Source organism: Microbacterium sp. UMB0228 (genome assembly GCF_002871415.1).
Lineage (GTDB): Bacteria > Actinomycetota > Actinomycetes > Actinomycetales > Microbacteriaceae > Microbacterium.
Genome location: NZ_PNFU01000007.1, coordinates 37,214 through 54,084, shown reverse-complemented (window position 1 = coordinate 54,084; position 16,871 = coordinate 37,214). Strand labels below are relative to the sequence as shown.

Annotated in this window: 17 protein-coding genes and 1 other RNA gene; 9 read left to right on the top strand and 9 right to left on the bottom strand. The window is 70.0% G+C overall.

Going from position 1 to position 16,871, the window contains the following annotated elements; translation table 11 throughout:
• Positions 1-5 precede the first annotated feature (5 nt).
• A complete protein-coding gene (locus CJ226_RS14975) occupies positions 6-845 on the bottom strand; it encodes an aldo/keto reductase (RefSeq protein WP_102209687.1) in 840 nt (279 codons plus the stop codon).
• Positions 846-945: 100 nt separating this feature from the next.
• Here CJ226_RS14975 and CJ226_RS14970 point away from each other — a divergent pair, with 100 nt between their 5' ends.
• The 4 genes from CJ226_RS14970 (at position 946) to rnpB (ending at position 4,235) form a co-directional block, all read left to right on the top strand.
• Positions 946-1,329, top strand: a complete 384-nt coding sequence (locus CJ226_RS14970) for a YchJ family protein (RefSeq protein ID WP_102209686.1) — start codon at positions 946-948, stop codon at positions 1,327-1,329.
• A 37-nt stretch (positions 1,330-1,366) separates the two neighbouring features.
• Positions 1,367-2,104: a zinc ribbon domain-containing protein gene (locus CJ226_RS14965; protein ID WP_102209685.1), complete on the top strand. Its 738-nt coding sequence runs from the start codon at positions 1,367-1,369 to the stop codon at positions 2,102-2,104.
• A gap of 22 nt (positions 2,105-2,126) precedes the next feature.
• Complete coding sequence (locus tag CJ226_RS14960) at positions 2,127-3,827, top strand: bifunctional 3'-5' exonuclease/DNA polymerase (RefSeq protein ID WP_102209684.1); 1,701 nt, start codon at positions 2,127-2,129, stop codon at positions 3,825-3,827.
• Positions 3,828-3,851: 24 nt separating this feature from the next.
• Positions 3,852-4,235, top strand: an RNA gene (gene rnpB / locus CJ226_RS14955) — RNase P RNA component class A.
• 94 nt (positions 4,236-4,329) lie between these two features.
• On the opposite strand, the gene ppgK is transcribed toward rnpB, so the two are convergent.
• Complete coding sequence (gene ppgK / locus CJ226_RS14950; protein WP_025103605.1) at positions 4,330-5,076, bottom strand: polyphosphate--glucose phosphotransferase; 747 nt, start codon at positions 5,074-5,076, stop codon at positions 4,330-4,332.
• 81 nt (positions 5,077-5,157) lie between these two features.
• Here ppgK and CJ226_RS14945 point away from each other — a divergent pair, with 81 nt between their 5' ends.
• The 4 genes from CJ226_RS14945 to CJ226_RS14930 are packed head-to-tail and all read left to right on the top strand — an operon-like array spanning position 5,158 to position 10,689.
• Positions 5,158-5,397, top strand: coding sequence for a hypothetical protein (locus CJ226_RS14945; RefSeq protein ID WP_062634376.1), 240 nt, complete (start codon positions 5,158-5,160; stop codon positions 5,395-5,397).
• A 2-nt stretch (positions 5,398-5,399) separates the two neighbouring features.
• Complete coding sequence (gene glnA / locus CJ226_RS14940) at positions 5,400-6,737, top strand: type I glutamate--ammonia ligase (RefSeq protein ID WP_025103603.1); 1,338 nt, start codon at positions 5,400-5,402, stop codon at positions 6,735-6,737.
• A gap of 7 nt (positions 6,738-6,744) precedes the next feature.
• Positions 6,745-9,720 carry a bifunctional [glutamine synthetase] adenylyltransferase/[glutamine synthetase]-adenylyl-L-tyrosine phosphorylase gene (locus tag CJ226_RS14935; protein WP_102209683.1) on the top strand — a complete coding sequence of 992 codons (2,976 nt, stop codon included), beginning with the start codon at positions 6,745-6,747 and terminating at the stop codon, positions 9,718-9,720.
• Positions 9,721-9,768: 48 nt separating this feature from the next.
• Positions 9,769-10,689 carry a diacylglycerol kinase family protein gene (locus CJ226_RS14930; RefSeq protein ID WP_060923238.1) on the top strand — a complete coding sequence of 307 codons (921 nt, stop codon included), beginning with the start codon at positions 9,769-9,771 and terminating at the stop codon, positions 10,687-10,689.
• Here the strand turns inward: CJ226_RS14930 and CJ226_RS14925 are convergent, their stop codons facing one another.
• Positions 10,690-11,793, bottom strand: coding sequence for an AI-2E family transporter (locus tag CJ226_RS14925; protein WP_374754541.1), 1,104 nt, complete (start codon positions 11,791-11,793; stop codon positions 10,690-10,692). It abuts the gene before it with no gap.
• Between the two features lie 148 nt (positions 11,794-11,941).
• Positions 11,942-13,321 carry a serine/threonine-protein kinase gene (locus CJ226_RS14920; RefSeq protein WP_180964615.1) on the bottom strand — a complete coding sequence of 460 codons (1,380 nt, stop codon included), beginning with the start codon at positions 13,319-13,321 and terminating at the stop codon, positions 11,942-11,944.
• A 136-nt stretch (positions 13,322-13,457) separates the two neighbouring features.
• Here CJ226_RS14920 and CJ226_RS14915 point away from each other — a divergent pair, with 136 nt between their 5' ends.
• Positions 13,458-13,850, top strand: coding sequence for a VOC family protein (locus CJ226_RS14915; protein WP_102209680.1), 393 nt, complete (start codon positions 13,458-13,460; stop codon positions 13,848-13,850).
• A gap of 66 nt (positions 13,851-13,916) precedes the next feature.
• Here the strand turns inward: CJ226_RS14915 and CJ226_RS14910 are convergent, their stop codons facing one another.
• The 5 genes from CJ226_RS14910 to CJ226_RS14890 all read right to left on the bottom strand — a co-directional run bounded on the left by CJ226_RS14910 (position 13,917) and on the right by CJ226_RS14890 (position 16,831).
• Complete coding sequence (locus CJ226_RS14910) at positions 13,917-14,303, bottom strand: hypothetical protein (protein WP_146008252.1); 387 nt, start codon at positions 14,301-14,303, stop codon at positions 13,917-13,919.
• A 191-nt stretch (positions 14,304-14,494) separates the two neighbouring features.
• The gene (locus CJ226_RS14905; RefSeq protein WP_102209678.1) at positions 14,495-14,779 is read right to left on the bottom strand and encodes a WXG100 family type VII secretion target; all 285 of its coding nucleotides are present in this window, start codon (positions 14,777-14,779) and stop codon (positions 14,495-14,497) included.
• A complete protein-coding gene (locus tag CJ226_RS14900; protein WP_062634390.1) occupies positions 14,776-15,258 on the bottom strand; it encodes a hypothetical protein in 483 nt (160 codons plus the stop codon). The genes CJ226_RS14905 and CJ226_RS14900 overlap by 4 nt, the downstream gene beginning before the upstream one ends.
• Positions 15,255-16,541 (bottom strand): WXG100 family type VII secretion target, encoded by a 1,287-nt coding sequence (locus tag CJ226_RS18175; protein WP_180964621.1) that lies wholly within the window; start codon positions 16,539-16,541, stop codon positions 15,255-15,257. The genes CJ226_RS14900 and CJ226_RS18175 overlap by 4 nt, the downstream gene beginning before the upstream one ends.
• Positions 16,541-16,831, bottom strand: coding sequence for a hypothetical protein (locus CJ226_RS14890; protein WP_062634394.1), 291 nt, complete (start codon positions 16,829-16,831; stop codon positions 16,541-16,543). The genes CJ226_RS18175 and CJ226_RS14890 overlap by 1 nt, the downstream gene beginning before the upstream one ends.
• Between the last annotated feature and the right edge of the window lie 40 nt (positions 16,832-16,871).

Sequence of the window (16,871 nt, the reverse complement as noted above, 5' to 3'; positions counted from 1 at the left end):
CGCGCTCAGGACTCCTCGTGCACCGCGGGATCGCCGTCGAACAGGCGCCCGTCCGCGCGTCCGAGTGCGGTGATCGCAGCGACCTCCGCGTCGTCGAGCACGACGGCGGCGGCGGCGAGGTTCGCGGCCTGGTGCTCCGCGGACGACGCCTTCGGGATCGCGACCGTCTCCCTGGCCACGTGCCAGGCGAGGACGGTCTGTGCGGGCGTGATGTCGTGGGCGGCGGCCACCTCGCGGACGACGTCCTCGTCGAGGAGGGCCTGTGCACGTCCCAGCGGGCTCCAGGCCTCGGTGAGGATGCCGCGCTCCCGGTGATAGGCCAGCTGCTCCTCCTGCGGGAAGTACGGGTGCACCTCGATCTGGTTCACGACCGGCCGGACCCCGGTCTCCCGTTCGATGCGCTCGAGATGCTCGGGGAGGAAGTTCGAGACGCCGATCTGGCGGACGACGCTTCGCGCCTGGGCGTCCACGAGCGCCTCCCACGCCTCGACGTACTCGTCCTGGCTCGGGTTCGGCCAGTGGATGAGGTGCAGATCGGTCGCGTCGAGGCCGAGGCGGGAGCGGCTCTCCTCGATGCTGGCGGTCGCCGTCGCGCGGGCATGGTGCCGTCCGGGGAGCTTCGTCGTCACGATGACCTCGGAGCGGGGGACGCCGGAGGCCGCGACGCCGCGCCCGACGGAGCCCTCGTTCTCGTAGTTGAACGCCGAGTCCACGAGGCGGTAGCCGGCACGGAGGGCCTGGGCGACCGCGTCGGCTCCGGCGTCGCCGTTCAGCCGATACGTGCCGAGGCCGAGTGCCGGCAGGGCGAAGCCGTTGTGGGCGCGGAAGGTGGGGACAGCGGTCATCGGTGCTCCTGGCGTTGGCGTGCCTCCAGCGTAGGGCGAGTTGGCGCGACACGGTCCTCCGCGCGATGCTGGCAGGCATGACCCTGATCGTCGCGCCCTCATGACGGCGTCCTCCCGCTGCCCCTGCGCTTCGGGGGACACCGTCGCCGCGTGCTGCGGCCCCCTCCTCGACGGCGCTCCTGCCCCGACCGCCGAGCGGCTGATGCGCTCCCGGTACACCGCTTTCGTGCGGGAGGACGGGGCGTACCTGCTCCGCACCTGGCACCCGGAGACGCGACCGGAGACGATCACCTTCGAGGCGGACCTGGAGTGGCGGCGCCTGCTGATCGTGGACCGCGTGGCGGGCGGCCCTTTCGACACGGAGGGCGTGGTCGAGTTCGAGGCGTTCTGGCGGCAGGGTGGCACGCGCGGATCGCTGCACGAGCGCAGCCGCTTCGTCCGTGAGAACCGGACGTGGTTCTACGTGGACGGTGACATCGGGTGATGCGGCCCTCGGCCCGGCAGCGAGTAGATTTGAGAGCGTGAACGCCACCCCGGAGAACCAGCGCACCCTGCTCGACATCGCGGACCTCGACCGGCGCATCGCGCAGGCGGAGCGCGCCCGCACGCAGCCGAGCCAGGCGGGCCGGATCGCCGAGCTCGTCGCCATCCGTCAGGAGCAGCTCCGCGAGCTCACGGTCCTGACCGGCGCCAGGGACGACGCCCGCACCGAGCTCTCGCGGCTGGAATCGGACGTCGCGTTGGCCGAGCAGCGGCGCGACCGCGACACCCAGCGCCTCGCGGCGGCCACCAACCCGAAGGAGGCGCAGGCTCTGGAGCACGAGCTCGCCAGCCTCGCCAAGCGTCTGAGCGACCTGGAGGACGCGGAGCTCGACGTCATGGGCCGAGTCGAGGAAGCCGACGCCGCCGTGGCCGCCCAGCAGGCGCTGCTGGATGCGACGACCGCGGAGGGGAGTGCCCTCACCGCGCAGGGCAAGGCCGATGTCGCTGCGGCGACCGAGCTCGGCGCCCAGCTCGCCCGCGACCGGGAGGCGGTCGCCGCCACCGTTCCCGCGCCGCTTCTCGCGGAGTACGATCGCCGCGCCGCCAACAGCGCCGGAGCGGCCCTCCTCACCCGCGGAACCTGCGAAGGCTGCCGCATGATGCTGCCAGGCACCGATCTCAACGAGATCCGTCGCGCGCCCGAGGACGAGGTCGTCTCGTGCCCCGAGTGCGGCTGCATCCTCGTGCGCACCGAGGAGTCGGGACTCTCGTCATGAGCGCATCCGGCCTGCACCGCCCGTGACGGCGCCGGCGTCGGGCCCGGAGCGACGCCTCGCGCTGGTCGGTCTCGGTGCGGGGGAGTACGCCGCGATCGAGCTGGACGAGCACGACGAGGAGCAGCAGCGCACGCTCCTGCCCGCGGCGGAACTCGCGGGATGGGTGGCCGCGGTCGAAGCCGCCGACGCCCCGCGGTGGATCATCCGCAGCGCGGCCGAGATCTACGCGCTGCTCTTGAGCCAAGGCGTCAGGATCACGCGCAGCCACGACCTCGTCCTCTGTCACGCGATCCTGCGCGACACGGCCATGGTGTCCACGCCGCTGGCACCCGCCGCGGCGTGGGAGCGCCGCGACCCGGTCGACACGACCCCCTCCCTGTTCGACGTCCTCGACGAGGAGTCCGGTGAGGACGCGGTCACCGCGGCACTCGAGCAGTACCGCGCGCAGCGGATCGTGATGGCGGAGGCGGCCGACGGGCGCCTGACGCTGCTGTGCGCCGCAGAGTCGGCCGGCGGGCTGATCGCCGAGGAGATGCGCGTCGCGGGGCTCCCGTGGGACGCCGGAGTGCATGACGCGATCCTCACCGAGACCCTGGGCGCTCGTCCCGCCTCGGGCGGGCTGCCCCGACGGATGGTGGAGCGGGGCGACGAGGTGCGGGCCCTGCTCGACGACCCCACGCTGCACCTGGACAGCCAGCCGAAGCTGCTGCGGGCGCTGCACCGCGTGGGCGTGTCGGTGGAGTCCACGAGCAAGTGGGAGCTGTCCGCGCACGATCACCCCGTGATCGAGCCGCTCCTCGCCTACAAGAAGCTGTCTCGACTGCTCAGCGCGAACGGCTGGACCTGGCTGTCGGAATGGGTGCAGGACGGCCGCTTCCGCCCGGTGTACATCCCCGGAGGCGTCGTGACCGGACGGTGGGCATCGGCCGGCGGCGGCGCGCTGCAACTGCCGCGCAACCTCCGCCCCGCGGTGCGTGCGGATCCGGGCTGGGCCCTCGTCGTCGCGGACGTCGCCCAGCTCGAGCCGCGGATGCTCGCGGCCATGGCGGCCGACGAGGCGATGGCGGCCGCGGCGCGCGGCGGCGATCTCTACGCGGGGGTCGTCGCGTCGGGTGCCGTCGCGACCCGCGAGGAGGCGAAGTACGCGGTGCTGGGAGCGATGTACGGCGCCACCAGCGGCGACAGCGGGCGACTCGTTCCCCGGCTGCGGAAGGTCTATCCCCGCGCCATGGCGCTCGTCGACGATGCGGCGCGGGTCGGGGAGGACGGTGGCATCGTCTCGACCTGGCTCGGTCGCTCCTCGCCGCGTCCGTCCACGGAGTGGATGCGACTGCAGGCCGATGCCACGGGCGCCGACGCCGATCCCGCCGTGGTCTCCCTCGCCCGCCGCCGCGCACGGGAGTGGGGGCGCTTCACCCGGAACTTCGTCGTCCAGGGCACCGCGGCGGAGTGGTCGCTCATCTGGCTCGCCGAGATCCGTCACCGCCTGGCACAGCTTCCCGAGGTCTTCGGCGCGGCCGAGGCATCGGGGCCGTTCGCCCGAGAGCCGCACCTGGCGTTCTTCCTGCACGACGAGGTCATCCTGCACACGCCGCAGGAGCATGCGGAGGCCGCGGCCGACGCCGTCCGCGAGGCCGCTGCCGTCGCCACCTCCCGCCTGTTCGGCACCTTCCCGATCGACGTGCCGCTCGATCTGCGCATCGCGGACTCCGCCGAGAAGTGAGGCCCCGTAGACTGGAGGGGCGAATGGGTCGACTGGACGGTCGCGTGGCGGGCAACCGCACCGAGGAACGTCCGGGCTCCACAGGGCAGGGCGGTGGGTAACACCCACCCGGAGTGATCCGCGAGACAGTGCCACAGAGAGCAGACCGCCCGTTCGGTCCCTGAGCTTGTCGAAGGGCCCGAAGGGGTAAGGGTGAAAGGGTGGTGTAAGAGACCACCGGGGGCCGTGGTGACACGGCCCGCCAGGTAAACCTCGCCCGGAGCAAGGTCAGACAGAGGATGATGACGCGGCCCGCCGAGTCCTCGGGTAGACCGCTGGAGCGGCACGGCAACGTGTCGCCGAGAGAGATGGCCGTCGAAGGGGCGAAGAACCCCGGAACAGAACCCGGCGTACAGGTCGGCCCATTCGCCTCGAACGCCGAAGGCCCCGATGACTCCCGTCATCGGGGCCTTCTCTCGTTGGGTCCCTGAGCCTGTCGAAGAGCCCTGAGCCTGTCGAAGGGTCAGTCGCCGGCGAGCGAGGCCGCGCCGATGATGCCCGAGTTGTTGCGGTGGATCGCGGGGACGATCGGCGTCTTCAGGTCGAGCAGGGGCAGGAAGTCGCCCGCGTTCTTCGACACGCCGCCACCGACCACGAACAGGTCGGGGCTGAACAGGAACTCGATGTGGGAGTAGAACGCCTGCAGGCGCTCGGCCCACTCCTCCCAGCTCAGGCCCTCGCGCTCGCGCGCCGAGGTGGCCGCATAGGTCTCGACGGACTCGTACTCGCGGAAGTTCAGGTGGCCGAGCTCCGTGTTCGGGAGCAGCACGCCGTCGTACAGGAACGCGGAGCCGATCCCGGTGCCGAGCGTGGTCAGGAGCGTGAAGCCGAGCACGTCGCGTGCGGCTCCGTGGCGGGCCTCCGCGACACCGGCGGCGTCGGCGTCGTTCACGAAGACGATGTTGCGGCCGAGGCCGTCGCGGAAGAAGCGCTCGGCGTCGAAGTCGATCCATTCCTTCGAGACGTTCGCCGCGGAGAGGGTCTTGCCGCGCTTGACGATCGCGGGGAACGCCACGCCGAGCGGCAGGGTCGACTCGTGCACGTCGAGCGTCTTCAGGACCGTCTGCACCGCGACGAGGACGTCTTCCGGTGCCGCGCCTGCCGGAGTGGGCACGCGTACCCGATCCGAGGCCATGGTGCCGTGTTCGAGGTCGACGATTCCCGCTTTGATGCCCGTGCCGCCGATGTCGACGCCGATCGCTTTTGCCATGGCCGATAGCTTAGCGACCACGGTGCACGCCAGTAGGATCGATGACATCACCCCAACCGCTCGCGGGAAGAAGGAGCAGCCATGACCGACGGCGATCACAAGTACTGGTACAACTCCGTCACGGGCGAGGTCGAGTTCGGCATGCTGTCGCCGTCCATCGACCGCATCGGTCCGTTCGACACCGAGGCCGAGGCGCACCGCGCCCCCGAGGTCCTCAAGGAGCGGTCGCGTGCCTGGGCCGAGGAAGAGGCCGCGGAGCAGGGCTGGGACGCAAAGCCCTCCAGCGGTTTCGGTGCAGAGAAGGGCCAGGGCGCAGAGTAGCCATGGACAAGCAGAGGGACTTCGTCCTCCGGACGATCGAGGAGCGCGGCGTCAAGTTCGTGCGCCTGTGGTTCACCGACGTGATCGGCACGCTCAAGTCCGTCGCCATCGCGCCGGCCGAGGTCGAGGGCGCCTTCGCCGAGGGCATCGGGTTCGACGGCTCCGCGATCGAGGGGCTGACCCGCACGTACGAGTCCGATCTGCTCGCCCAGCCCGACCCGACGACCTTCCAGACGCTGCCGTGGCGCGGGGAGATCGACCCGACCGCGCGCATGTTCTGCGACCTCACCACGCCCGACGGACAGCCCGCGGTGGCCGATCCCCGTCACGTGCTGAAGCGGACGCTCGCGAAGGCCGCCGATGCGGGCTTCACGTTCTACACGCACCCGGAGATCGAGTTCTACCTGCTCAAGTCGTCGTCGTTCGGTCCTGAGGGGCCCGTCCCCGTCGACTCCGCCGGCTACTTCGACAACGTCCCCGGGGGCACGGCGCACGACTTCCGTCGCCGTTCGGTCCGCATGCTGGAAGACCTCGGCATCTCCGTGGAGTTCAGCCACCACGAGGGCGGCCCCGGCCAGAACGAGATCGACCTCCGCTACGCCGACGCCCTCACCACCGCAGACAACGTGATGACCTTCCGCACGGTCATCAAGGAGGTCGCGATCGAGCAGGGCGTGTACGCCACGTTCATGCCGAAGCCGCTCAGCGGCCAGCCCGGCAGCGGCATGCACACGCACATGTCGCTGTTCGAGGGCGATCAGAACGCGTTCTACGAGGAGGGTGCGAAGTACCAGCTCTCCAAGACGGGCCGTCACTTCATCGCGGGCCTGCTCAAGCACGCCAACGAGATCTCCGCCGTGACGAACCAGTTCGTCAACTCGTACAAGAGGCTCTGGGGCGGCGACGAGGCGCCGAGCTTCATCACCTGGGGCCACAACAACCGGTCTGCGCTCGTCCGCGTCCCGATGTACAAGCCGAACAAGGGGCAGTCCTCGCGCGTCGAGTACCGCGCGCTCGATTCCGCGGCGAACCCGTACCTCGCGTACGCGCTCATGCTCGCCGCCGGTCTCAAGGGCATCGAGGAGGAGTACGAGCTTCCGCCGGAGGCGGAGGATAACGTCTGGGCGCTGAGCGACGCCGAGCGCCGGGCGCTGGGCTACTCCGCCCTGCCCGCCAGCCTCGACCACGCCCTGGAGTACATGGAGGCCTCCGAGCTCGTCGCGGAGACGCTGGGGGAGCAGGTGTTCAACTACGTGCTGCTCAACAAGCGCAAGGAGTGGGAGGCGTACCGCGGCCAGGTCACGCCGCTGGAGCTGAAGAACAACCTCGAGCTCCTCTGAGCGCGGCATGGCTCGCCCCGACGCCTCCGCCTCGCTCTCGGCCCTCGCCCGGCTCGGGTTCGCTGAGCTGAGCGAGGCCGCGGCGTCGCTGGCGGAGCTTGAGAGCCTGCTCGGCGTGCCGCGCGCGATGCTGCTCGAGGCGGCCGTCGCTGCGGACCCGGATGCGGCCGTTCGCGGGATGCTGCGGGTCGCTCGACGAGACCCTGACCCGCTGCGGGCGCTCGCGGACGACGAGGAGACGCGCCGGCGTGTCTGGCGCGTCTTCGGTGCCTCCGTGGGACTGGCGGAGTTCTTCCTGCGGCATCCCGACGAGCTGGACGTGCTGGCCGCACCGATCGACGTGCTCCCCACGGCGGACGTGTGGCGCGATCGTCTCCTCGCTGCCGTCGGGGCGGAGGACGGGTTCGCCGACGCGGCGGACGACGGGACGGTCGTGGCGCTCCGCGTCGCGTATCGGCGGAACCTCGCGGAGATCGCCGCCTTCGATCTCGGTCACTCGCGTCCCGAAGAGGTCGTCGCCGCGGTCGCCGCTTCCCTCGCGGATCTCGCCGGCGCCGCCCTCGAGGCCTCGCTCGCGATCGCCCGCACCCGCCAGGCGCCGTCCGCCGGTCGGGACGCCGTCGCTGCCACTCAGCTGGCCGTGATCGGCATGGGGAAGGCCGGCGCGAGGGAGCTCAACTACGTCAGCGACGTCGACGTCATCTTCGTCGGCGGCACGGCGGATGGAGAGGCGCTTTCCGAGCCGCAGGCGATCGACATCGCCACGCGTCTGGCCAGGGACACCATGCGCAACCTCAGCGCCATCGAGGTCGAGCCGCCGCTCTGGGAAGTCGACGCGGCGCTGCGCCCGGAGGGCAAGCAGGGCGCCCTCGTGCGCTCCCTCGCATCGCACGTCGCGTACTACGACCGGTGGGCGAAGAGCTGGGAGTTCCAGGCTCTGCTGAAGGCTCGTCCGCTGGCGGGCGACCCCGACCTGGGCGCTGCCTACATCGAGGCGGTGCAGCCGCGCGTGTGGTCGAGTGCCGCCAGGGAGGAGTTCGTCGAGAGCGTCCAGCGCATGCGTGAGCGGGTCATGGAGCACATCGACCCGGAGGACGCCCCGTACCAGCTCAAGCTCGGGGCGGGCGGGCTGCGTGACATCGAGTTCACGGTGCAGCTCCTGCAGCTCGTGCACGGTCTCACCGACGAGTCGCTGCGCACGCGTGGCACGCTGGAGAGCCTGGACGCCCTGGTCGCCGGCGGCTACATCGGCCGGGCGGACGCGGGGACCTTCGCGGACGACTATCGGGTGCTGCGGCTCATGGAGCACCGTCTGCAGTTGCGCGACCTCAGCCGCACCCACCTCATGCCCAAGACGCCGGCCGGCCTGCGCATCCTGGCGCGCAGCACGAAGCTGGCGGAGACGGGGGAGGGCGTCTGGGCACGCTGGGAGAGCGTCCGCCGCGAGGTACGCGACATCCACACCCGCCTCTTCTACCGCCCGCTGCTGAGCGCCGTGGCCGGACTGCCCGAGGAGGAGCGCACCCTCTCCGCGGAGCAGGCTCACGACCGGCTCGCCGCGATCGGGTTCCGCGACCCGGCGGGAGCGTTGCGCCACATCGGCGCGCTGACACGCGGACTCAGCCGCAAGGCGACGATCCAGCGGCACCTCATGCCCGTCATGGTGCGCTGGTTCGCGGACGGCAGCGACCCCGACTACGGCCTCCTCGCGTTCCGCCGCATCAGCGAGCGGCTGGGGGACACCTCGTGGTTCCTGCGCATGCTGCGGGACTCCTCCGGCGCGGCCGAGAGCCTCACCCGACTGCTGTCGTCGTCGCGGTACATCGGCGAGCTGCTGGAGTGGATCCCGGAGTCGGTGGCGTGGCTGGACAGCGCCGAGCGGCTGCGTCCGCGGAGCGCGCAGGCGCTCGACGACGAGGCCCGAGCGATCCAGACGCGCCATGAGACGGTCGCCGACGCGTTGCGGGCCGTCCGGGCCCTGCGGCGTCGCGAGCTCCTGCGCACGGCGATGGCAGCCGTCCTCGACGTCGTCACCATCGAGGAGGTGGCCACCGCGCTCACCGACATCACGGACGCGACGATCCAGGCGGGCCTCCGCGCCGTCCTCCGCGAGGTCGTGCCGCCCGAGGACGCGGCGCTCGACTTCGCGGTCATCGGCATGGGAAGGTTCGGGGGTGCCGAGCTCGGCTTCGGGTCCGATGCCGACGTCCTGTACGTGTACGACGCGAACGGCGTCGACCCGGGCAGAGCGGAGAAGCTCGCGACGCGGATCGTGGCGGGACTCCGTGAGCATCTGACGGATCATCGCCTTCCTCTCGACCTCGACGCGGGTCTGCGGCCCGAGGGGCGCAACGGTCCGATCGTGCGGTCCCTCGATGCCTACGCGGCCTACTACCGTCGCTGGTCGCTGTCCTGGGAGGCGCAGGCGCTCCTGCGGGCGCGCGGTGTCGCCGGGAGCACGAAGCTCATCGGGCGGTTCATGGAGCTCGCGGACAGCGTCCGGTACCCGGAGACGGTCGACCTCCAGGGGCTCCGGGAGATCAAGCGGATCAAGGCGCGCGTCGAGGGGGAGCGGCTGCCGCAGGGCACCGACCCCCGTCGTCACCTCAAGCTCGGGCCGGGAACTCTCAGCGACGTGGAGTGGCTCGTGCAGCTCCTCCAGCTGCAGCATGCGACCGACGTCCCGGGTCTCCGCACCACGTCCACGCTGCACGCGCTCGACGCCGCGGTCGCAGCCGGGCTCGTCGAGGAGGACGACGCCGAGCGCTTGCGGGCCGCCTGGCTGCTGTCGAGCCGTCTCCGTTCGGGCATCACCCTGCTCACGGGGCAGACGAGCGACGTCCTGCCTGCCGACCGCCGTCAGCTGGATGCCCTGGCCCGTCTGCTCGGCTATCCGCCCCGGTCGGCGACACCGCTCGAGGAGGACTACCTGGCGGTCACGCGGCGCGCCCGGCGGACCTTCGAGCAGCTCTTCTACGGCTAGACGGCCGGTCGAGTTGCACGATCGTCCTCCGTCGCTCAGAGTGAGCGTATGACCTCTCCTCGCATCGGCGTGATCTGGAACCCGACGAAGTCCGACCGGGATGTCCTCGGGGAAGCGGTGACCCTCGCGTTCGGCGAGGAAGCCGATGTGCGCTGGGGGGAGACCACCCCGGACGACCCCGGTCGCGGCGTCGCGGCGAAGGCCGTGGAGGAGGGCTGCGCTCTCGTCATCGCGGTCGGCGGCGACGGCACGATCCGCGCCGTCGCGGAAGCTCTGGTCGGCACCGATGTCGCTCTCGGGATCGTGCCGCAGGGCACGGGCAACTTGCTCGCGCGCAACCTCGGTGTTCCGCTGGAGGGCGTGCTGCCGGCGCTCGAGCACATCCGCGACTCCGAGCCGCACCGCATCGACCTCGGCTGGGTGGAGTTCGACGGCGAGGAGCACGCCTTCTCCGTCATGGTCGGGTTCGGGGTCGACGCGCAGATGCTCGTGGAGACCAACGACGACCTCAAGGATCGCGCCGGCTGGCTCGCCTACGTCGAGGCGATGGGGCGCGCACTGGCCGGCACCGAGATGACGGACATCACGCTGCAGCTCGACGACCACGAACCGGAGGAGGTGCGCGGGCACACGCTGCTCGTCGGCAACTGCGGCATGCTCCAGGGCGGCATCCGGCTGCTTCCCGACGCCGTCCTGGACGACGGCCTCCTCGACATGCTGCTCATCAGCTCCGACGGCGCGCTGCAGTGGCTCGACACCGTCCGCTCGGTCGTCTGGGACAACGGCATCCGTCGCATGATCGGGAACGTCGATCAGGCGGTCAGCACGGACTCCACCACCCACGTGTCGGCGGAGCGGATCCGCGTGCAGCTCGCCGCGCCGCAGATGTTCGAGATCGACGGCGAGGAGGTCGGCGAGATCGACGCCTTCACCGTCCGCGTGCAGCCGGGCGCCGTCCTCGTCCGCTGATCAGGCGACGGTCACCGCGGGCGGCGTCCTCTTCCTGTCCTGGTTGGGGAAGACGACTTTCTGCACGATGATGATGATGCTCGCGGCCACCGGGATCGCGACGAGCGCACCCAGGATCCCGCCGAGCGCGCCACCGGCCACGGCGGCGATGACGACCAGTGCGCCCGGGACGTCGACGGCCTTGTTCATGATCCGCGGAGAGAGCACATACGCCTCGATCTGCATGTAGATCAGGTAGTAGATGATCGCGATCAGCGCGGTCGTCGGCGAGACGAACAGGCAGATGAGCGAGATGATGATCGACGCCGAGAGGGTTCCGACGAGCGGGATCATCGAGCCGATGAAGGCGATCAGTGCGAGCAGCGCCGGCACTGGCGCTCCGATGATGGTCAGGAAGATGAGGCTCAGGATGCCGTTGGTTAGGGCGAGGCTCGCCTGACCGATGACGTAGCGCCCGACGGCACTGGAGACGTCCTCCAGGAGCTCGCTGAACGTGTCGCGCTGGTACGCCGGGACGAATCGGGCAGCCACCCGCTTCATGCTGCGCAGCGACGCCATGAAGTAGAGCGTGAGGATGACCACGATCGTGATGCCCGTCAGGCCTCCGGCGATCCCGGCGCCGACGGCGAAGACACCGCCGCCGATGTCGAGGAAGTTGTCCGGGTTCTGCACGAAGCCGACCACGCCGTCCACTGCGTCCTTGATCGTGCCGCCGAACTGTCCGCTGACGTCCTGGAACCAGGCGCTGTTCGTGAAGTCCTTGACCATCTTCGGACCGTCTTCGATCAGGTTCCCGATCTGCTCCACGAGGGTGGGAACGATGGCGAGGATGATTCCGGCGAAGGCGAGGAGAACGCCGATCACCACCACGGCGACGGCCGCGGGACGGGGGAGCTTGCGCTCGATGAACCGCACGATGGGATCGAGGCCGAGCGCCAGGAAGAGCGCGACGCCGATGTAGACCAGCACGGTGGCGAGCTGGCCGACGATGCCGCCGATCATGAGCGCGACGAGCACCCCGAGGGCGCCGAGGAGACCGAACATGAACGGGTTCGCCCTGGCGCCGGCGACCACGCTCGAGGGCGACCGTCGCTGCGCGGACACGCTGGGTGCCTGATCCGGCGGTGCGATCAACTTCCTGCGACGCATGGTCCCCTCCCTCTGTCGATACTCGACACTCGATCATCCTCCACCCGGTCCCGCGCGCTGCTCAGCGACACCCGCCGGCTCGGCGGGCGTCGGGAGCGTCGGGTCAGTGGCTGCTGTTGCCCTTGCCGCTGTTGCCCTTGCCGTTGTTGCCGTCGCGGCCCGGGCTTTTGCCTCGGTTCTCCTGCGCCTGCGGTGCGGCGTTCTCGGGCAGGCTCTCCTCGTCGACCGACTCGGTGACCGGTGCCGTCGGTGCCACCGGGGTCGCGGCCACCGGCTCCACAGCGACGGTCTCCGCCGGCTCGGAGTCGACGACGGCGTCCGCGGGAGCCGGCTCGACCGGCACGGAGTCCTCGACGTTGTCGACGATCCTCGACGCACCGTCGAAGACGGCGCCCGAGCTGGCGAGAGCCTGCTCGCCGTGTCCGACCAGTGCTGCGGAGGCCGTGGTCACCGCGCCGAGGACGACCACGGCGGCGATGAGCAGGGACTCGCGACGACGGCGCGTGCGCCGCGCCGGAGACGCCGCGGGGTGCACCGAGGCGGCGCGACGGCGGGCGCGAGCCTCGGCGCGGGTGCGGGGGAGGGCGCCTGCCGTCGGCGCCGGAAGCGGCACGGTGAGGTCCGTTGCCACCTCTTCGGTGACGGGGAGATCGATCAGCCGGCGCAGTTCGCTCTCGACCTCCAGAGCGTGCGGACGTGCCTCGGGGTCGATCGCCGTCATCGCACGGAGCAGTGCGGCCCATTCCGATCCCAGCTCCGCGGGGATCTCTGGCGCGATGTGGAGACGGGCGAGGGCGGATTCGACGCTGAGGGTGGGGGCGAAGCCGGGCTTGCCGGTGAGGGCCTCCAGCAGGACGAGCCCGAGCGCATAGATGTCGACGGACGGCCGGAGGTCGCCATTCCGCAGCTGCTCCGGGGCCATGTAGGTGAGTGTGCCGAGCACGATCCCGGGGGTGGTGACTCTGGACGTGTCCATGGTGCACGCGATCCCGAAGTCAGCAAGCTTCGCGGCCCATCGGCCGTTCGTGTCGACGGGCGGCGTGAGGAGGACGTTCGACGGCTTGATGTCGCGGTGCACGATGCCCGCGGAGTGCACGGCGTGCAGAGCGGAGGCGATGTCCGCTCCGATCGTGGCCGCCTCCTGAGGTGTGACCGTCGCGCGGGCCATCCGCATGCTCAGAGTCGGCCCCGGCACGTACTCCATCACGAGGTACTTCGGTCGGCCGGGCTCGAGACACGCGTCCAGAAGAGTCACCAGGCCCGGGTGGTTCAGGCCAGCGAGCAGGGCCTTCTCCGAATGCACCCGCTCCACGGGGACGACCGCATCGTCGGTTTCGCGGAACATCTTCACGGCAACGGTGCGCTCGAGGGCGATGTCCTCCGCGCGATACACGGTCGCCATCCCGCCCATGCCGACAGCCTCCGCCAGGCGGTAGCGGCCGTCCAGAAGCGCGGCGGTGGGCGGGGCTTCCTGGGTGATCACGGCGTCCTCCATTGGCGGGACCGGGTATCCCGACGGTGTCTTCACCGTATCCGCGCAGAGAAAACACTGCGTTGGGGTTGACGTGGAGGCCGACACCTGCAACGGCGGATCCACGGGCAGCTGGGAGACTGGACGGATGGCAGGGATTCACCATGTGGAGGTCTGGGCCGCCGACCTCGTGTCGTCGCGAGCTGAGTGGGGGTGGCTGCTCGGTGCGGTGGGGTTCGTCCGCGCCAGCGCGTGGCCCGAGGGCGAGTCCTGGGAGGCGGGTGGCGCGTATGTCACCCTCACGACATCCCCGAACCTCAGCGGCAGCGAACACGATCGTCGCGCCCCTGGCGTGAACCACCTCGCGTTTGCGGCGGGCCCGCCGAGCCGAGTGGACGCGATCATCGCGGCGGCACCCGAGCACGGCTGGCGGCCTTTGTACGCGGAGCGCTACCCGCACGCCGGTGGGCCGGATCACTACGCCGGATGGCTGGAGAACTCCGCGGGGTTCAAGGCCGAGATCGTCGCCGACGAGCCCTGACGCGGGCCATGCCAGGAGCGCCGTCACCGCCAGAGGCGGGCAGCGGTGCTGGCCGTCTCAAGACTCTCATCGTTCCTCCGACAGCTCTTGGCTGAGGTCGAGCTCGCGGAGGACGTACGGCTGAGCGACGGCGTCGGTGAGGTAGTACGTGTAGAAGATGACCGCGGCTTCGTCTGCGGTGAACACCTCGTTCGAGAACACGCGCACCGCACGGGTCTGACTGATCGGGATCAGCGTCGTCCCGTCGGCAGGCTTGGGACGCCCGACCGTATACAAGTGGCTCTCACCGTCAGGTCCAGGCAGTTTCACCTCCACCGTCATTGCGTCGGCAGTGCCTGCCGCCTGCATGAAGGTATCCCTGGCAGGCTCGCGGAAGCCCACGGTGCTGGAGGGATCGGATCCGGGCCAGATTATGTAGGTCAGCTTTCGCTCGCCGTCCAGGTGGCCCAGCATGAGCCTCAGATGCGCGGGAATGGGGCGGAAGCTGTCCGTGATCCAGCCGCGCTGCCCGCTGGGTGTTTCTTCGCCATGCGTAAATGGCGCTCTCATGGGACATCCCTGCTCTCTACTCGCGTGATGATGACGACGATGTTTTGGCCGTCCAGGTTGCCGCGGGCGGGGTTCCATCTCGGACCGTATGAGCGTCACTTCCAGAGGCGGGCGGCGGTGCTCGCGGTCTCTATGGAGATGGCGTTGGCGGTGATGAGCCGTCGGTTGGCTTCGGCGAGGGCGGCCTTCATACGGCGGATGGCGGTGCCCCAGTCGTGGTGGGCGCGGTCGTATGCTGCCTGCGCCTCACCGGACCATAAGGATCGAAGTCGAGCGGCCTCCGCGTCGAGGGTGTCGAGCTGCTCCTGGAACTGCCGGACGGTGAGGGCGAGACGCGCGACCGTGTCGCTGACGGCGTCGTGGCGGACCGCGACTTTCATCGTTCCTCCGACAGCTCCTGGCTGAGGTCGAGCTCGCGGAGGACGTACGGCTGAGCGACGGCGTCGGTGAGGTAGTACGTGTAGAAAATGACCGCGGCCTCGTCAGCGGTGAACACCTCGTTCGAGAACACGCGCACCGCACGGGTCTGACTGATGGGGATCAGCGTCGTCTCGTCGGCAGGCTCGGGACGCCCTACCGTGTACAGGTGGGTCTGACCGTCAGGCCCTGCCAACCGGACCTCCACGGTCATCTGATCGGCTGAACCCGCCGCCTGCATGAAGGATCCACCAGGCTTGGACTCGAACCCCACGATGCTCGTCGGGTCGCTGCCCCGCCAGATGATGTAGGTGAATGTCTCCAGGCCGTCCAGTGCTTCGAGCCTCAGTCGAAGAGTGTGCGGGACCGGACGAAAGACCTCTTCAATCCACCCTTCCTGGCCGCGTGGGGTTCTCTCTGCGAACGGTCCGTAGCTGCTCATGGTTCCCTTCTCACAATCACCCTAGAAATCTCGATACTCTCACCATTGAGCTGCCCTCTCGCGACGGCCCCATCGTTCACTTGCGCGTCGAACTGGCGCTGTGTGCTCCCCGGCCGGAAATACGCGTCATAAGCACCACCGGACTTGACCTCGATAGCTGTGAACGTCCCGTCAGGGTTTCGGACGAGGCCGTCATAGTATCGGCCGTCCTGCGGCGCGCCGTCGTAGCCCACCTTGGCTTTGGTGCGGATCACTTCCACTTGCTCTTCAGCGGCGAACTTGTCGAGTCCGATCTTCTCTTTGTCGACCCACGGCTTGTTCTCCTGACCGTTTGCGTATTTGCCCTCGTAGTCTCGTCCATCCCCGCGATCGACACCCTTGCGGGAGTCTGGGGTTCGGTCGGTTTCGCGGAACCATCGCCCTGCCGCGTCGCCGACGAGTCCGGCGCCGGCGCCGGCGACGCCGACGCCGGCGGCGGCGATGGCGGGCGCGCCAGCGATGGCACCGACTCCGGTCACCGTCAGGCCTCCGCCACCGACAGCGAGTGTGGCGCCTCCGATGAAGGTCGCAGCGCCGCCCAGGAGTTCGAGGATGATGTCCGGGTGCTCCCACAGCGTCTGCGCGGCGACAGCGAGCATGTCCATCGTGGCGTGGAACGGCTGCACGACAGCAAGGGTGAACACCGCCTCGGTGACGGCATGCTGGGCGGCGGTCGCGGCCTCAGCCTCGGTGAGCGGCATGCGCGCTGTCTCCGCAGCCTGGTTCAACCGGACGGTGCAGTCTCGGGCGAACACCTCCAGTGTCGCCCGAGCGTTGAACAGCACCTCTCTGGCCTGTTCATGCGCCAGACCGGACGGGTCGACGAACGGCACCTCCACCTCCGGGTGCCGGAGGCCTTGCCCGACCCGAAGCTCGCGGACGTGGGCGCGGTGCGCGGCCAGTGCCGTGGCGGCCTGCTGCTCGGCCTCGTCCCACAGGGTGATGGCGCGCGCGGCTTCCTCCTGCGCCCACTCGAGAGCATCCGCCCAGGTGAACAGGGCGTGAGCACCCTCGCGGAGCCCGTCGCCGGCGTTCGACCAGTGCAGCAGCTGACGATCGAAGCGCGCCAGGTACGCATCGTAGGCCGCGCCCGTCCAGGTGCCCTCGTCGTCGAGCGCCGCGAGCTGGTCGTGCACTCGTGCCGCAGCCACGCTGTGCGCCTTCCACGCCTCGGCTGCCTGCCTGACCTCGCCGGGGGAGCCGGGAATGAGGGCGGCGGCGGAGCGGGTCTGCCCGAGCTCCATCACTCTTCCCAGATCATCGCGTCGACCTCGGCCTTCGCGGCATCCGTCCCCTCGTCGAAGACCCGGGCCGTCGTCGCCAAACGCTCGGTGAAGTCGTCGGAGTCCGTCACCCGGGACGCGAGGCCCGCAGACCAGGCTTCGGCGAACCGCTCAGAGGCTGCGACCACCCACTCGTGGCCGGCACTCGTCGGCGGGGCGAGGTCGGTCGATCCGACGTCTGCGACGATGCGTCGCGTCTTCGCCGCCATCGCCCGCAACACGTCCGTGTCGACTTCATAGTCCTGCGACATGCTGCCCTCTTCCTGCGAGCCCCCCCGGCTGCGGGATCGA

Excerpts from the sequence above, each read along its gene's own strand:
- CJ226_RS14975 (WP_102209687.1), bottom strand. The coding sequence starts at position 845 with ATGACCGCTGTCCCCACCTTCCGCGCCCACAACGGCTTCGCCCTGCCG.
- CJ226_RS14970 (WP_102209686.1), top strand. The coding sequence starts at position 946 with ATGACGGCGTCCTCCCGCTGCCCCTGCGCTTCGGGGGACACCGTCGCC.
- ppgK (WP_025103605.1), bottom strand. The coding sequence starts at position 5,076 with ATGGCAAAAGCGATCGGCGTCGACATCGGCGGCACGGGCATCAAAGCG.
- CJ226_RS14945 (WP_062634376.1), top strand. The coding sequence starts at position 5,158 with ATGACCGACGGCGATCACAAGTACTGGTACAACTCCGTCACGGGCGAG.
- glnA (WP_025103603.1), top strand. The coding sequence starts at position 5,400 with ATGGACAAGCAGAGGGACTTCGTCCTCCGGACGATCGAGGAGCGCGGC.
- CJ226_RS14935 (WP_102209683.1), top strand. The coding sequence starts at position 6,745 with ATGGCTCGCCCCGACGCCTCCGCCTCGCTCTCGGCCCTCGCCCGGCTC.
- CJ226_RS14930 (WP_060923238.1), top strand. The coding sequence starts at position 9,769 with ATGACCTCTCCTCGCATCGGCGTGATCTGGAACCCGACGAAGTCCGAC.
- CJ226_RS14915 (WP_102209680.1), top strand. The coding sequence starts at position 13,458 with ATGGCAGGGATTCACCATGTGGAGGTCTGGGCCGCCGACCTCGTGTCG.
- CJ226_RS14910 (WP_146008252.1), bottom strand. The coding sequence starts at position 14,303 with ATGCTGGGCCACCTGGACGGCGAGCGAAAGCTGACCTACATAATCTGG.
- CJ226_RS14905 (WP_102209678.1), bottom strand. The coding sequence starts at position 14,779 with ATGAAAGTCGCGGTCCGCCACGACGCCGTCAGCGACACGGTCGCGCGT.
- CJ226_RS14900 (WP_062634390.1), bottom strand. The coding sequence starts at position 15,258 with ATGAGCAGCTACGGACCGTTCGCAGAGAGAACCCCACGCGGCCAGGAA.
- CJ226_RS18175 (WP_180964621.1), bottom strand. The coding sequence starts at position 16,541 with ATGGAGCTCGGGCAGACCCGCTCCGCCGCCGCCCTCATTCCCGGCTCC.
- CJ226_RS14890 (WP_062634394.1), bottom strand. The coding sequence starts at position 16,831 with ATGTCGCAGGACTATGAAGTCGACACGGACGTGTTGCGGGCGATGGCG.